12 protein-coding genes are annotated in these 15828 nt (G+C 69.3%); all 12 read left to right on the top strand.

What is annotated here, in order from left to right; translation table 11 throughout:
* Window positions 1-6 precede the first annotated feature (6 nt).
* The 12 genes from P3H15_RS02975 (at window position 7) to eutC (ending at window position 15807) form a co-directional block, all read left to right on the top strand.
* Window positions 7-1968 (top strand): mycofactocin system FadH/OYE family oxidoreductase 1, encoded by a 1962-nt coding sequence (locus P3H15_RS02975; protein WP_276135868.1) that lies wholly within the window; start codon window positions 7-9, stop codon window positions 1966-1968.
* A gap of 8 nt (window positions 1969-1976) precedes the next feature.
* Entirely contained in the window at window positions 1977-2789 is an 813-nt protein-coding gene (locus P3H15_RS02970; protein ID WP_276135867.1) for a mycofactocin-coupled SDR family oxidoreductase, read from the top strand.
* The gene (locus P3H15_RS02965; protein ID WP_276135866.1) at window positions 2786-4747 is read left to right on the top strand and encodes a mycofactocin system FadH/OYE family oxidoreductase 2; all 1962 of its coding nucleotides are present in this window, start codon (window positions 2786-2788) and stop codon (window positions 4745-4747) included. Before P3H15_RS02970 ends, P3H15_RS02965 begins: the two co-directional genes overlap by 4 nt.
* A gap of 50 nt (window positions 4748-4797) precedes the next feature.
* A complete protein-coding gene (gene mftE / locus P3H15_RS02960) occupies window positions 4798-5520 on the top strand; it encodes a mycofactocin biosynthesis peptidyl-dipeptidase MftE (RefSeq protein ID WP_276135865.1) in 723 nt (240 codons plus the stop codon).
* A 106-nt stretch (window positions 5521-5626) separates the two neighbouring features.
* Window positions 5627-7027, top strand: a complete 1401-nt coding sequence (gene mftF / locus P3H15_RS02955; protein ID WP_276135864.1) for a mycofactocin biosynthesis glycosyltransferase MftF — start codon at window positions 5627-5629, stop codon at window positions 7025-7027.
* Window positions 7027-8499, top strand: a complete 1473-nt coding sequence (gene mftG, locus P3H15_RS02950; RefSeq protein WP_276135863.1) for a mycofactocin system GMC family oxidoreductase MftG — start codon at window positions 7027-7029, stop codon at window positions 8497-8499. The genes mftF and mftG overlap by 1 nt, the downstream gene beginning before the upstream one ends.
* A 66-nt stretch (window positions 8500-8565) precedes the next feature.
* Window positions 8566-9882: a helix-turn-helix domain-containing protein gene (locus P3H15_RS02945; RefSeq protein ID WP_276135862.1), complete on the top strand. Its 1317-nt coding sequence runs from the start codon at window positions 8566-8568 to the stop codon at window positions 9880-9882.
* Window positions 9883-9960: 78 nt separating this feature from the next.
* Window positions 9961-11484 (top strand): aldehyde dehydrogenase, encoded by a 1524-nt coding sequence (gene adh, locus P3H15_RS02940; RefSeq protein WP_015889872.1) that lies wholly within the window; start codon window positions 9961-9963, stop codon window positions 11482-11484.
* Window positions 11484-12026, top strand: a complete 543-nt coding sequence (locus P3H15_RS02935) for a DUF779 domain-containing protein (protein WP_015889873.1) — start codon at window positions 11484-11486, stop codon at window positions 12024-12026. Before adh ends, P3H15_RS02935 begins: the two co-directional genes overlap by 1 nt.
* Before the next feature lie 153 nt (window positions 12027-12179).
* A complete protein-coding gene (gene eat / locus P3H15_RS02930; RefSeq protein WP_276135861.1) occupies window positions 12180-13634 on the top strand; it encodes an ethanolamine permease in 1455 nt (484 codons plus the stop codon).
* Window positions 13631-15043: an ethanolamine ammonia-lyase subunit EutB gene (locus tag P3H15_RS02925; RefSeq protein WP_276135860.1), complete on the top strand. Its 1413-nt coding sequence runs from the start codon at window positions 13631-13633 to the stop codon at window positions 15041-15043. The genes eat and P3H15_RS02925 overlap by 4 nt, the downstream gene beginning before the upstream one ends.
* Window positions 15040-15807, top strand: a complete 768-nt coding sequence (eutC, locus tag P3H15_RS02920) for an ethanolamine ammonia-lyase subunit EutC (RefSeq protein WP_276135859.1) — start codon at window positions 15040-15042, stop codon at window positions 15805-15807. The genes P3H15_RS02925 and eutC overlap by 4 nt, the downstream gene beginning before the upstream one ends.
* Window positions 15808-15828 lie beyond the last annotated feature (21 nt).

Raw genomic sequence — 15828 nt, 5'->3', positions numbered from 1 at the left:
GCGTAGATGTCTGCGCAACTGACAGACCCGATCACCCTGGCCGGACGCCACGCCCGGTCCAGGGTGCTTCTGGGTCCGCACCCCACCAATCTCGGTGCGGGAAGAACGCTGTCGCAGCGTCACGTCGCGTACTACGAGCGCCGGGCGCGGGGCGGCGCGGGGATCGTCGTCACCGAGGTGGCGTCGGTCCATGCTTCCGACTGGCCGTACGAGCGGGCTCCGCTGGCGTCCGACTGTGTCGCCGGGTGGCGGGACGTGGTCGAGGCCTGCCGCCCGCACGGCACACTGGTGCTGGCCGGGTTGGGGCACGCCGGTCTGCAGGGGTCGAGCGCCTATTCGCAGTCGGTGCTGTGGGGACCGTCGGGGATCGCCGACGTGGTCTCCCGCGAGATGCCGATGCAGATGGAGCAGGTGGAGATCGACAGTCTCGTCGAGGGCTTCCGGGCCGGGGCCGCCGCGGCAGTCGCGGCGGACGCGGACGGGATCGAACTCGACGCCGGGCCGAGAGCGCTCCTGCGACAGTTCCTTTCGGACCTCACCAACGTGCGCGAAGACGAGTACGGCACCGACCCGCTCCGGCTCATGCGCGAGGTCCTCACCGCCGTCCGCGAAGAGCTGGGACCAGGCCGGGTTCTGTCGCTGCGCCTCAGTTGCGACGAGGAGACGTCCTGGGCGGGGATCACGCCGTCGATCGCCGCCGGACACGCACGGGCCCTGGCCGGCGCACTCGATCTGCTCGTGGTGGTCCGGGGCGGGCCGCTGTCGCCGAACGCCTACCGCCCCGACTTCCACCGGCCACCCGCGTTCAACACCGAACTCTGCCGCGGCATCCGCACGGCGGTCGCCGGCGCGGTCCCGGTCGTTCTCCAGGGCAGCGTCGTCGATCCGGCCGATGCCCGGCGGGCGCTCGAAAACGGAGTCGCCGACGTCGTCGAGATGACGCGTGCCCAGATCGCCGATCCCGATCTCGTCGTCAAGATCCGCCGCGGTGCGGTGCCGCGGCCGTGCGTCCTGTGCAATCAGACGTGCCAGGTCCTCGACCCCCGCAACCCGGTCGTCACGTGCGTCGGAAATCCGACGGCCGGGCACGAGACCGTCGATCCCACCGAGGACGCCGCTGTGGTCGCCGGCACGGCACTGGTGGTCGGTGGTGGCCCGGCCGGTCTCGAGGCGGCGCGGGTGCTTGCGCTGCGGGGTCACCGGGTCGCCGTGGCGGAGGCGTCGGCTCGGCTCGGCGGGATCGTGCGGGCCGCGGTCGGGGCGCCGCACCTCCGGGCGCTGACCGACTGGCTGGAGAACGAATGCCGCGGTCTCGGAGTCGAATTCCGTCTCGGTACCACGGTTTCCGAAGCCGAACTCGACGCAGCGGAACGAGACGGTGTGACGGTGATCCTCGCGACCGGCAGCACGCCCCGGCCGCTGCCATTCCCCGTCGGGGGACGTGTCCGGTGTTTCGGCGCCGCCGATCTGCGGGACGGTGACGTGCCTGCGGAGGGGCCCCACGTCGTCTTCGACCCGGTCGGCGGACCCGTCGGTGTGGCGGTCGCCGAATGGCTCGCGGCGCGGGGACGCGATGTGAGCATCGTGACCCAGGATTCCGTGGCCGGCTCGCGACTCGGCATGACCGGCGACCTCGCCGACGCCAACACCCGCCTGCAACGGGCCGGGGTGACGCGTCACCTCGACAGCCGCATCGTGTCGATCGACGGCGACGGAATGCGGTTGCGCAACCGGTACACCGCCGAAGAGTCGGTAGTGCCGTGCACCGTGCTGATCGACTGCTCGCATGGTCTCCCCGAGGACACGCTCGGCTCGACCCGCCCGGACACGGTGCGGGCCGGCGACTGCGTGGCTCCCCGCACCCTGCTCGAGGCGGTCCGCGAGGGCCGCACCGAGGCGCTGACCGCGACCGCCCACCGGCGGTCCGAGTTCGATCACCATTCGTTCACCCTCGTCACCGAGAGATAGGACATTTCATGGGACAGTTCGACGACAAGGTCGCGTTCATCACCGGGGCTGCCCGTGGTCAGGGGCGAACGCATGCGGTGCGGTTGGCGCGCGAAGGTGCGGCGATCATCGCCGTCGACATCTGCGGGCCGGTGTCGCAGTACAACACGTACGAGCCGGCAACGGCGGACGACCTCGCCGAGACGGTGCGGCTCGTGGAATCCGAGGGCGGCAAGATCCTCGCCGAACAGGCGGATGTGCGGGACAGTGCGCAACTGAAGGCTGTCGTGGACCGGGGAGTCGAACAGTTCGGCCGTCTCGACATCGTGATCGCGAACGCCGGGATCTGCAACTGGAACCGCTTCTGGGAGATGCCCGACGAGCAGTGGGAGACGCTGATCGACGTCAATCTCACCGGCGCCTGGAAGACGCTGAAGGCTGCGGTCCCGGCACTGATCGAGGGTGGCCGCGGGGGATCGATCATCGTGATCAGCTCCGTCGCCGGGATCAAACCGCTCCCGGGGCAGGCCAATTACGCCGCCTCCAAGTTCGGGCTCGTGGGACTCACCCAGACCGCGGCCAAGGAACTGGGCGAGTACGACATTCGCGTCAACTCCGTTCACCCGTACGGGGTGAAGACCCCGATGGGCACCGACCCGGGCAGCCTCGTGATTCTCGAGAAGCACCCGCACTACCTGTCGAGCTTCGGCACCATCCTCACCGAACACCCGCTGGCCGACACCGACGACATCACCGACGCCGTGCTGTGGCTGGCCGGTGACGGTTCGAAGCGGGTCACGGGCAGTCAGGTCGCCGTCGACATGGGCAACACCAAGGTGTGAGCACCTCCGCGTACCGCCACCTGTTCATCCCGTTGCGCCTGGGACCGCTGACGCTGCGCAATCGGGTGGTCTTCTCGGCGCACCTCACGGGATACGCCGTCGACGGTCGCCCCACCGCCCAGCACGCCGCCTACTATGCGGCGCGCGCGAAGGGCGGTGCGGGCCTGATCATCTCTGAAGAGCACGCCACCCATCCGGGTGACTGGCCGTACGAGAAGGTGATCGCCGGCTACCGGCCGGAGGTCGTCCCGGGATACCGGCGGATCACCGACGCGGTCCACGCACACGGAGTCCCGATCCTCGCTCAGGTCAACCACAACGGCGGCCAGGGATCGAGCATGTATTCGCGGCGGCCACTGTGGGCGCCGAGCGCCGTCCCCGACCCACTGTTCCGCGAAGTCCCCAAGGCGGTCGATCAGCGCGAGATCCGGGCCCTCGTCGACGGGTACGCGCGCGTCGCCGAGCACTGTGTCCGAGGCGGATTCGACGGCATCGAACTGCAGTGCTCGCACTCGTCGCTGGTGCGCAGTTTCCTCGCCCCCGCCACGAACCAGCGCACGGACCGCTACGGAGGGTCGTTGGAGAACCGTGCGCGGTTCCTCCTCGAGGTCGTCGAAGCGGTGCGATCGGCGATCGGCCCGGACCGCGCACTCGGGGTGAGGCTCGCGGGGGAGGACCTGTTCGACGGTGGCGTACACCTCGACGAGGCGGTGGAGGTGGCCGCCCTGCTGGAGGCGAACGGGCGCGTCGACTACCTCAACACGTCCATCGGGATGGCCACCGAGACGCTGCACATGATCGAGGCGTCCATGGCCGTCCCCCGCGGGTACGCGCTGTTCGTCCCGAATGCCGTCCGGCGGCGGGTCGGACTTCCGGTGGTCGGTGTCGGCCGGTTCTCGGATCCGCATCAGGCCGACCGGGCTCTCGACGAGGGGCACTGCGACCTGATCGGGGTGGTGCGCGGCCAGATCGCGGACCCGGACTTCGCGGCGAAGGCACTGGCCGGTGAAGAGGACACCATCCGATCGTGCCTGGCGTGCAATCAGGAATGCATCGGACGTATGGGGCTGGGCCGGTGGCTCGGCTGCGTCGTGAACCCGCGTGCGGGCAGGGAATCGATTCTGCTGCCCGAACCCACCGTCCGCGGCAGGCGGGTTGTGGTGGTCGGCGGCGGACCTGCCGGGCTGAAGGCCGCCGCCACCGCCGCGCAGCGGGGGCATCACGTGACGCTGTTCGAACGCAACACCGTCCTCGGTGGTCAGGTCCGGACGGCCGCCGTCGTCCCTGGGCGCCGCGAGGTCCTCGACCTCGTCGTCGACCTGGAAGCGGAATGCGTCCGGCGCGGCGTGGACGTGCGGACCGGCACCGAGGCGACCGCCGAGGCGCTCGCGCAGGGACGTCCCGACGTGGTCGTGCTCGCCACCGGGGCGCGTCCGCGCCGTCCGCGCTGGGCGGGTGCGTCGGACCGGGTGGTGGATGTGCGGGACGTGCTGGAGGGCCGCGCGCATCCGTCCGGGATGGTGCTGGTGGTCGACGAACTGGGATTCCATCAGGGCACGTCCGTCGCCGAATTCGTCGCCGACGCCGGGTGTGCCGTCACGATCTGCACGCCGGGGATGATCGTCGGCCAGGATCTCGGGATCACACTGGACCTCGAGGGGTGGAACCGGCGGGCGCACGGCAAGGGCATCACCCAGGTGACGGACGTGGTGCCGACCGGGTGCGACGTCGCCGGCGGGGGCCGGATCGCGGTCACGCTCCTGCACCACCCGACCGGCGCGTCCCGCCGGCTCACCGTCGACTGGGTGGTGTCGTCCGCGCACCAGCAACCGGAGGACGAGCTCTGGAAACAACTGGCCGACAGCGGGATCGAGGTCCATCGCATCGGCGACGCCCTGGCTCCGCGGCGCGCGCATTCCGCCGTCATCGAGGGGGAGCGGGTCGCGCTCGCGCTCTGACGCAGGCAGTCACGGCCCGGGTCGAATCCGCGGTCGCCTAGCATCGGAGGATGCCCCATTCCGGACACCTCGACGACGCGGTGTGGCCCGACCTCGTGTCCCACGTGTCGACGGTCGTGGTGCCCGTCGGCTCCCTCGAACAGCACGGACCGCATCTGCCGCTCGACACCGACACCACCATCGCCGACGCCGTGTCCCGCGCGCTGCCGCACGTGCTCGTCGCACCCCCGATCGCGTACGGCGCGAGCGGTGAGCACGAGGGGTTTCCCGGGACCGTCTCGCTGGGGGCGGAGGCCCTCGAGACCGTGCTGGTCGAATACGGCAGGTCCGCGTGCCGGTGGGCGGACCGCGTGCTGTTCGTCAACGGGCACGGAGGAAACGGACCCGCATTGGTCAAGGCTGTCGCCTTGCTTCGATACGAGGCCCGCGACGTGGCCTGGGTGCCGTGCGCGGTCCCCGGCGCCGACGCCCATGCCGGGCGTACGGAAACGTCCTTGTTGCTACACCTTTCACCTGGTCGAGTGAGGTTGTCCAGGGCCGAGCCCGGTAACACGGAACCTGTCGCGAGGTTGATGCCAAGACTGCGTGAAGGCGGTATGGTCGCCGTGTCGGCCAATGGGGTGCTCGGTGACCCGACGGGCGCAACGGCCGCGGAGGGGGCGCAGATCTTCGGCGTGCTCGTCCACACAGTCACCAAGGCACTGGCCCGGTGGGAACCGGGCCCCGATGGACGGCTCCGGTGCGAACCGGGCGCCGATGGGAGGCTCCAATGACCCGCACGGGCGCCCTCGAGTTGCCGAGGGCGGATTTTCGGCACATCCTTGCGGCTGATTTCCGGCATGCCCTGCCGGCGCTGTCCGATCCGCATACGATCGACTGATGCGCCAAGCTCGACTTCCCGATGGATTCGGGATCCGAATCGACCCCAAGGTACGCGCATATTCCGGAGGCCGAGTGCTCATCGGCGGTTCGCCGACCCGGATGCTGAAGCTGGCGCCCACCGCGGCGGCCATGATCGGAGACGGCTACCTCGAGGTCGTCGATCCGCAGTCCGCCGTCGTCGCACGCCGCCTCCTCGACTCGGGGGTCGCCAACCCGCGCCCCATGAGCACGCCGTCCCCGCAGGACGTCACCGTCGTCATTCCGGTGAAGAACAACGCGTCCGGGCTGCACCGGGTGCTGGCCGCGCTCCGCGGACTCGAGGTGGTCGTCGTCGACGACGGCTCCGACGTCCCGATCGTCGCCCCCGCGCTGCGGAACGGGTGCGGCGGCCGCGTCACCGTGCTGCGCCACGAGACGGCCAAGGGGCCTGCCGCGGCCCGCAACACCGGTCTGCGTTACGCCGCAACTCCGTTCGTGGCGTTCCTCGACTCCGACGTCCTGCCGCGCACCGGGTGGATCGAGGTCATGCTCGGCCACTTCAGCGATCCCGCGGTCGCGCTGGTCGCCCCGAGGATCGTCGCGCTCGAACCCGAGGCCAGCACGCTCGCGCGGTACGAGCACGCCCGATCCTCCCTCGACCTCGGACGGAAGGAGTCCGCGGTCCAGTCCGGCGGCCCGGTATCGTACGTCCCGAGCGCCGCGATGATCGCCCGGCGTGAGGTGCTCGACGAGTTCGGCGGCTTCGACGAGTCCATGCACGTGGCGGAGGACGTCGACCTGTGCTGGCGACTCCAGGAGTCCGGCTGGCGACTGCGGTACGAGCCCGTGGCCCACGTCGCGCACGACCATCGCGTGACGTTCGGAAAGTGGTTCGACCGCAAGCTGTTCTACGGCACCGGTGCGGCGCCCCTGGCGGCGAGGCATTCGGGCATGGTCCCACCGCTGTCGATGTCGCCGTGGACGTTCTTCGCGTGCATCGCCGCGGCCACCTGCACCCGGCTGGGTCTGCTAGGGGCCGTCGCCACGCTGGCGATGATGCTGGTGCGCCTGCGCCGCATGTTCACGGGACTCGATCAGCCGACCCGCATCGCCGCCATCCTCGCCGCCCAGGGCTTCGCCGGTGGCGCCTGGCAGCTGGCGTCCGCGATGTGCCGCCACTACTGGCCCGTCACGCTGCTGGCGGTAGTGCTCTCGAAACGGATTCGCCGGATCGCGCTCGCGATCGCCGTCGCCGAGGGGGTCGCCGACTGGATCACCCACCGGGAGCCCGGAGGGCTGGGACCGGTGCGGCACACGGTGTTCAAGCGGCTCGACGACATCGCGTACGGTGCCGGGCTCTGGAAGGGCGCCGTCGCCGCCCGCGACTTCGACGCATTGAAACCCCGGTTGAAGTCGTAGTGACCGATCCGGTTCGCGCCGCCGACGTCGTGGTCGTCGGCGGCGGTTCGAGTGGATGCGTGGTGGCCGCGCGGCTCAGCGAGGATCCGGGACGATCGGTCCTCCTCCTCGAGTCCGGACCCGGTTACCGGTCGGCCCTCGACTGTCCCGTCCTCGACTACCGGACGCTGCCGGTCGGCCCGGGCAGCGCATACGCGCAGACGTACGGCGTGGAGTTGGCGCCGAGCGTGCCCTCGGCCATGGTGCGCGGCCGCGTTCTCGGCGGGTCGGGCGCCGTCAACGGCGCCTACTTCGTCCGCGGGACGGAAGCGGACTTCCGGCACTGGCCCGCGTCGTGGTCGTACGAGAACGTGCTGCCCGCCTTCCGGGCACTCGAGCGCGACGCCGACTTCGACGACTCCCGGCACGGCACCGCCGGTCCGATTCCGGTGCGCAGGCAGCCCGCGGAACAGCTGAGCGAGATCAGCGCGGCGTTCCGCGCCGCGGCCCTCGGCACGGGACATTCCGAGGAACCCGACAAGAACGGAGCAGGCGGCGGCGGGATCGGCCCGGTGCCGCTCAACGTCGACGGTGGCCGCCGGGTCAGCACCGCTCTCGCGTATCTGCTGCCGGCGTCGGAGCGGCCCAACCTGACGGTCGAAGCGGACTCCGACGTCGTGCGAATTCTGTTCTCCGGTAACGAGACGGTGGGGGTCGAGGTCGAGTCGGGCGGCACCCGCCGCACGGTCCGCACCGGCCGGGTCGTGCTGGCGGCGGGACCCGTCGAAACCCCGGTGCTGCTGATGCTTTCGGGAATTGGTCCGGCAGAACATCTGAGGGGCAACGGCATCGACGTCGTCCTCGACGTGCCCGGTGTCGGCACCGATTTCAGCGATCACCCCGAAGTCGCTCTGCCGTATCGTGTCCGCGGCACCCTCCGTCGCAGTGACACGAGTCCGGTCGTCGAAACGGTACTGAACGTCGACGACCTCGAGATCCGTCCGTACACGGCGCCGTTCGACGTGCTCGTCCCCGGATCCGGGCAACCCGACCCGATCCTCGGAATCGGGCTCATGGTGACGGAGAGCCGGGGCGACATCCGGCTCACCTCGAGGCACCGCCGGGACCGTCCCCGGATCGAGTACCGGTATGCGCAATCGGCCGCCGACCGCCGGGCGCTGCGTGAGGGGCAGGCCATCGCACTGGACCTGCTGCGTTCGCCGGAACTCGGCCCGCTGGTCCGGCCGCTGTCCGAGGAGGTGTCCGACCGTTCGGTGCTCGCGCACCTGGGGACGTCTCTGCACCTGTGCGGCAGTTGCCGGATGGGCGGACACACAGACGCGGGCGCGGTGGTGGACGAGCGGTGCAACGTCCGCGGCATGGACGGTCTGACCATCGCGGACACCTCGGTGTTCCCGGTGGTCCCGAGCCGTGGGCCGCACGCCACCGCGGTCATGGTCGCGGAGCGGGTCAGTACCTTCCTGAGGGAGTGACGGAGGGCGGAACCCGGCGCCGTGTGACCCGGGTTACAGTAGGCAGAGACGCCGTGGAGGAGTTCGATGCACAGTCAACCGCCCACAGGGGGCAATCCGTGGGTCGCCGTGCGCCCGGGAGACGACGTCGCGATGCTGGCGCGCAGGGTGTCGTCGGCGCATCAGTTGTTCGTCGAGCGTCACGCCCCCGCAGGCCGAGACCAGGCAGGCGACGGAAATTCGGTGCGGTCCGTCATCCTCGATTCGTGGATGCGCAGCACGAGCAAGGGCGTGAGCCCGGACGGGTCCGCCCGCGCGGTCGATCTGGCGGCAGCGGATCTCGCCGCGTACCGGGCGTCGCACCCGATGTCGATCATCCGGCCCGTGGTCCGCAAACTCCTCGTCGAGGATGCCGCCGACACCGGACTGCTCGTGGCCATCACCGACGAGAAGGGCCAGTTGCTGTGGGTCGAGGGCGATTCGTCCGCCAAGGACCGCGCACTGGAGATGAACTTCGTCGAGGGCGCCGACTGGAGCGAGGACACCGTCGGCACCAATGCCCCGGGCACCGCGCTGGCGCTCGACCACTGCGTGCAGATCTTCGGAGCGGAGCATTTCAGCAGGTCGGTGCACGACTGGAGTTGTTCGGCGGCGCCCGTCCACGACCCGGCGACGGGGCTGATCGTCGGCGCCATCGACATCACCGGCGGCCCGCGGGTGGCGGTACCCGAGGTGCTGTCGCTGATCCGGGCCACCGTCGCGGCCGCCGAGGCGGAACTGCGCCTGCACCTGCTGCGCTCACCGCAGCCGCTGGTCGAGACGGTGCTGCGGTTGGAGGTGCTGGGGTCGGGACGACCGACTCTGGTGCGCGGGGCCGAACGTATCCCGCTCTCGCAACGCCACGCGGAGATCCTGCTGCTCCTGGCGGAGCATCCGGAGGGCCTGAGCTCCGACCGGCTCGCGGTGCTGCTCGACGAGAACGAACTCGACGCCGTCACCATTCGTGCCGAGATGTCGCGCCTGCGCAAGGTTTTCGGTCCGGTGAACCTCGGTTCGAGGCCGTACCGGCTGCTCACCGAATTGACGTCGGACGTCCGGCAGGTGCGTGGGGCCCTGGACCGCGGTGAGCTGGCCGCCGCCCTCGACGTCTACTCGGGTCCGGTCCTTCCCGGGTCGGAGGCGCCCGGCGTCGAGGACCTGCGCGGCGAACTGCGTGCCCGCGTCCAGGCGGCGTTGCTGCGGGAGGGTGATCAGCGCTTGCTCGCCAAGTGGACCACGTCCGTCCACGGCCGTGAGGACGTCGCCGCGTGGGAGGCGTACCTCGCGGGCCTCGATCCGCGGTCCCCGTTGTATTCCCAGGTCAAGTCGAGGATCGATCTGTTCGATCAGCAGTACGCAACGTAGTTGCAACGGTACGGTCCCTAGTGTTGTGAGTCACACCGAGAAAGTTCCACCGAGTTTCACGACACCAGGGAGTTATCGATGACCGTGTATGCCCGCCCGGGTTCGCCCGACGCCGTCATGTCCTTCCAATCGCGTTACGACAACTGGATCGGCGGCCAGTGGGTTGCGCCCGTCAAGGGCCAGTACTTCGAGAATCCGACCCCCGTCACCGGGCAGCCGTTCTGTGAGGTCGCGCGGTCGACGTCCGAGGACATCGAACTCGCCCTCGACGCCGCCCACGCCGCGGCTCCGGCCTGGGGCAAGACGTCGGTGGCCGAGCGCGCCATCATCCTGAACAAGATCGCGGACCGCATAGAGGAGAACCTCGAGTCCATCGCGCTCGCCGAGTCCTGGGACAACGGCAAGCCGATCCGCGAGACCCTGAACGCCGACATTCCGTTGGCCATCGACCACTTCCGCTACTTCGCCGGCGCGATCCGCGCGCAGGAAGGCGCCCTGTCGGAGATCGACTCCGACACCGTCGCCTACCACTTCCACGAGCCGCTCGGCGTCGTCGGCCAGATCATCCCGTGGAACTTCCCGATCCTGATGGCCGTGTGGAAGCTCGCTCCCGCGCTGGCCGCAGGCAACGCGGTCGTTCTCAAGCCCGCCGAGCAGACCCCGGCGTCGATCCTGCACCTGATCTCCGTCATCGGCGACCTGCTGCCCGCCGGTGTGGTGAACATCGTCAACGGCTTCGGTGTCGAGGCGGGCAAGCCGCTGGCCTCGAGCCCGCGGATCCGGAAGATCGCGTTCACCGGTGAGACCACCACCGGCCGGCTCATCATGCAGTACGCGTCGCAGAACCTGATTCCGGTCACCCTCGAACTCGGCGGCAAGAGCCCCAACATCTTCTTCTCCGACGTCCTGTCGTCCAACGACGACTACCAGGACAAGGCGCTCGAGGGCTTCACGATGTTCGCCCTCAACCAGGGTGAGGTGTGCACCTGCCCGTCGCGGTCGCTGATCCAGGAGGACATCTTCGACGAGTTCCTCGCGATGGCGGCCATCCGCACCAAGGCCGTCCGCCAGGGCGACCCGCTCGACACCGACACGATGATCGGCGCGCAGGCCTCCAACGATCAGCTCGAGAAGATCCTGTCGTACATCGAGATCGGCAAGGGCGAGGGTGCGAAGGTGATCACCGGTGGTGAGCGCGCCGAACTCGGCGGCGACCTGTCCGGCGGCTACTACGTGCAGCCGACCATCTTCACCGGCCAGAACAAGATGCGGATCTTCCAGGAGGAGATCTTCGGTCCCGTCGTGTCGGTCACGTCGTTCAAGGATTACGACCAGGCCATCGAGATCGCGAACGACACGCTGTACGGCCTCGGCGCCGGCGTGTGGTCCCGCGACGGCGGCGTCGCCTACCGGGCAGGCCGCGACATCCAGGCCGGCCGCGTGTGGACCAACACGTACCACCAGTACCCGGCGCACGCCGCATTCGGTGGTTACAAGCAGTCCGGCATCGGCCGCGAGAACCACCTGATGATGCTCGAGCACTACCAGCAGACGAAGAACCTGCTGGTCAGCTACGCCCAGAAGGCTCAGGGCTTCTTCTGATGGACGCAGCCCGGGCGCCTCAGCGCCTGAAGGCAACCGCCGGGGCGGTGGAGCTTCTCCGCCGCCTCGGCGGTACCCACGGGGCGCTGATGATGCATCAGTCCGGCGGATGCTGCGACGGGTCCGCGCCGATGTGTTACCCCGACGGCGAATTCATCGTCGGCGACCGTGACGTGCTGCTCGGTGTCCTCGACCTGCGTCTCGGGGTGGGGGAGACCCCGTCCACCCGGCCCGAGGGTGCCGACGCCGTACCCGTGTGGATCTCCGGTTCGCAGTTCGAGGCGTGGAAGCACACCCAGCTGGTGCTCGACGTGGTGCCCGGTCGCGGATCCGGCTTCAGCCTCGAAAGCCCGGAAGGCATGCGCTTCCTCAGCCGTGCGCGTGCCTTCACCCCGGAGGAGAACACCAGCCTCGCCGCGGAGGACGTCATCGTGGGCGAGCGGTGGGAACAGGGCTGGAGGCCCGCACCGTCACCCGAACCGCAAGTGGTCGCCGAAGCCGTCGACGCATGTCCCGTGCCCGCTCGCCGCCCGGGCCCCTAGCGCCCGAAGTTCACTGCGACCGCGGTTTTTACGTCGTGGTCACGTTCTCCTGACACGACGTGTACACAGCTCATTCACCATTGGCCTCGGCCGTTCGGCACCGCCCTCGCGCGGCGTCGGCGAGGCAACATTCGGATCGACGTAGGGGACGGAATGTCACTCGTAGAACCATCCAAGAATTCCGGAACCGGTAAACACCACGATGCTGCCGACTTCCACTCCGAAGACAACAGCTATCTGGAAAAACGCACGCTCCGAAAGGGTTCGGCGGGCTGGGTGCTGCTCGCAGGCCTCGGCGTCAGCTACGTGATCTCCGGCGACTATGCCGGATGGAACAACGGGCTGGCCGAGGGCGGATTCGGCGGACTGCTGATCGCCGGTGTCGTCATCGCGGGCATGTACCTGGCCATGGTGCTGGGGATGGCCGAGATGTCCTCCGCCCTGCCCGCCGCGGGCGGCGGTTACACGTTCGCCCGCCGGGCGCTCGGGCCGTGGGGCGGATTCGCCACCGGCACCGCCATTCTCATCGAATACGCGATCGCGCCTGCCGCCATCGCGACCTTCATCGGCAGCTACGTCGAATCACTGAACCTGTTCGGCATCACCGACGGGTGGTGGGTGTACCTGGCGGTCTACGCGATCTTCATCGGAATCCACCTGACCGGCGCCGGCGAGGCGCTCAAGGCCATGTTCGTCATCACGGCGATCGCACTCGTCGGGCTCGTGATCTTCGCGGTCTCCGCGATCGGGCTGTTCGACGCGGGCAACCTCACCGACATCGCCGCGACCGATGCGGCGGGGGCGTCGAGTTTCCTGCCGTTCGGCGCCTTCGGCATCTGGGCGGCCGTCCCGTTCGCCATCTGGTTCTTCCTCGCCGTCGAAGGCGTGCCGCTGGCCGCCGAAGAGGCACGCGAGCCGGAGAAGAACGTACCGCGCGGAATCATCATCAGCATGCTGATCCTCATCGTCACGGGGGCCACGGTCCTGTTCCTCGCGACCGGAGCACTGGGTGCCGAGAGCCTGTCGACGTCTGGGAATCCGCTGGTCGAGGCGCTCGGTGACGGAACGGCGGCGAAGGTCGTCAACTACATCGGCCTGGCCGGCCTCGTCGCCAGCTTCTTCTCGATCATGTACGCCTACTCGCGGCAGACGTTCGCGCTGTCCCGCGCCGGTTACCTGCCGACGAATTTGTCGGTCACCAACTCGCGGAAAGCGCCCACGCTCGCACTCATCGTCCCGGGTGTCATCGGGTTCGCACTCTCGCTCACCGGTGAAGGCGCGATGCTGCTGAACATGGCCGTGTTCGGCGCGGCCGTCAGCTACGTGCTGATGATGGTCAGCCACATCGTCCTCCGCAGGCGCGAGCCGGAGATGAAGCGGCCGTACCGCACACCCGGCGGCATCGTCACCACATCGTTCGCGCTGGTCATCGCAGCCGCCGCGGTGATCGCCACGTTCCTCGTCGATCCGGTCGCTGCACTGTGGACGCTGATCGCGTTCGCGGCCTTCATGGCGTACTTCGGCCTGTACAGCCGCCATCACCTCGTTGCCAATTCGCCCGACGAGGAGTTTGCTGTTCTTGCAAAGGCGGAGGAAGAACTCGAATGACCACCTACAGTCACGGAGTCGCGGGAACCGGGTACACGTTCGACGGTCTCGTCGACCTCATGGCCAAGGCGACACCGCTGCGCAGCGGGGACGAACTCGCCGGGTGCGCGGCGTCGTCCGACGCCGAACGCGCCGCCGCACAGTGGGCGCTGGCCGACGTCCCGCTCGGCACGTTCCTGAACGAACTCGTGGTGCCCTACGAGGACGACGAGGTCACGAGGCTCATCATCGACTCGCACGACCGGGTCGCGTTCGGCGAGATCTCCCACCTCACCGTCGGTGGCCTGCGCGACTGGTTGCTGGAGGTCGCGGCGCGGGACGGCGCGGCCGAGACGTTCCGCCGCGTCGCCCCGGGGCTGACCCCGGAGATGGTCGCGGCGGTCAGCAAGATCATGCGCAACCAGGACCTCATCGCCGTCGCGCGGGCCGTCACCGTGACCGCGGGGTTCCGCACGACGCTCGGCGTACCCGGCCACCTGGGAACCCGGCTGCAGCCCAACCATCCCACCGACGACCCGCGCGGGATCGCGGCCGCCACGCTCGACGGGCTGCTGCTCGGCTGTGGTGACGCCGTCATCGGCATCAACCCGGCCACCGATTCGCCGCACGCCACCGCGGAACTGCTGCACCTGCTCGACGACATCCGTCAGCGGTTCGACATTCCGGCGCAGTCGTGTGTGCTGTCGCACGTGACCACCACGATGGGCCTGATCGAGGACGGCGTTCCGGTCGACCTGGTGTTCCAGTCGATCGCCGGAACACAGGGCGCCAATTCCAGTTTTGGCGTCGACATCTCGCTGCTGCGGCAGGCGAACGAGGCAGGCCGGTCGCTGAAACGCGGCACCGTCGGCGACAATGTGATGTATCTGGAAACGGGGCAGGGGTCGGCCCTGAGCGCCGGGGCGCACCTCGGCACGGGTGGCAGGCCCGTCGACCAGCAGACCCTGGAGACCAGGGCGTACGCGGTGGCCCGCGACCTCGAACCGCTGCTGATCAACACGGTGGTCGGGTTCATCGGACCCGAGTACCTGTACGACGGCAAGCAGATCATCAGGGCCGGACTCGAGGACCATTTCTGCGGGAAACTACTGGGCCTGCCGATGGGTGTCGACGTCTGTTACACCAACCACGCCGAGGCCGACCAGGACGACATGGACACGCTGCTCACCCTGCTCGGTGTGGCGGGCGCGGCCTTCGTCATCGCGGTGCCGGGCGCGGACGACGTCATGCTCGGCTATCAGAGTCTGTCGTTCCACGACGCGCTGTACGCGCGCCAAGTGCTCGGCCTGCGGCCCGCACCGGAATTCGAGGACTGGATGCGCCGTCTCGGCATGGTCGACGACGCCGGTCGTGTGCTGCCGGTCGACGCCGCGGCGTCGCCGCTTCGAGCACTGACGGGGGCACGATGACCGATCCTGTCGCACAAGACTTCTGGGCGGAACTGCGAGCCACGACGCAAGCGCGTATCGGCCTCGGCCGCACCGGAGACGCGCTGCCGACGCAGCGCGTCCTCGAGTTCCGGTCGGCGCACGCCGCGGCCCGCGACGCCGTCCACCAGCCGCTCGACGCGCAGGCGCTGGCCGAACAGGTCGAGGCCGTGGGCCTGGGCAGACCGGTGATCGTCACGAGCAAAGCGTCGGACCGGAGCGAATACCTGCGCCGGCCCGATCTGGGTCGCACGCCGGCAGATCTGTCCGGTGTCCCCGCGGGAACGGCCGAGGTGGGATTCGTCCTCGCCGACGGGTTGTCGCCTCGCGCGCTCACCGATCACGGGGTGTCGCTGCTGTCCGCGCTGGTCGACGAGTTCGCCGGAACGTACTCGCTGGCGCCGCCGGTGATCGCGACCCAGGCCCGGGTGGCGCTCGGCGACCACATCGCGCAGGCCCTGGGTGTGCAGACGCTCGTCCTGCTGATCGGCGAGCGGCCGGGACTGTCGGTGGCCGACAGTGTCGGCGTCTACCTCACGCACCTCCCGCGCCCCGGACGCACCGACGCCGACCGGAACTGCGTGTCCAACATCCACCCACCCGAGGGGCTCGGCTACGAACTCGCCGCCCGCGTCGTGGCGGGCCTGGTGTCCGGCGCCCGGAAACTGGGCCGGTCCGGAGTAGAGCTGAAGGACACTTCCCGCGCGGATGCGCTGGCAGCCCCCTCGGAGATCCTCGAACTGTAGTCGTGTTATCTAAAGGGCGGC

Origin of the sequence: Rhodococcus sp. T2V, from assembly GCF_029269925.1 — a bacterium.
GTDB lineage: Bacteria > Actinomycetota > Actinomycetes > Mycobacteriales > Mycobacteriaceae > Rhodococcus_F > Rhodococcus_F koreensis.
This window is presented reverse-complemented; position numbering and strand designations above follow the sequence as displayed.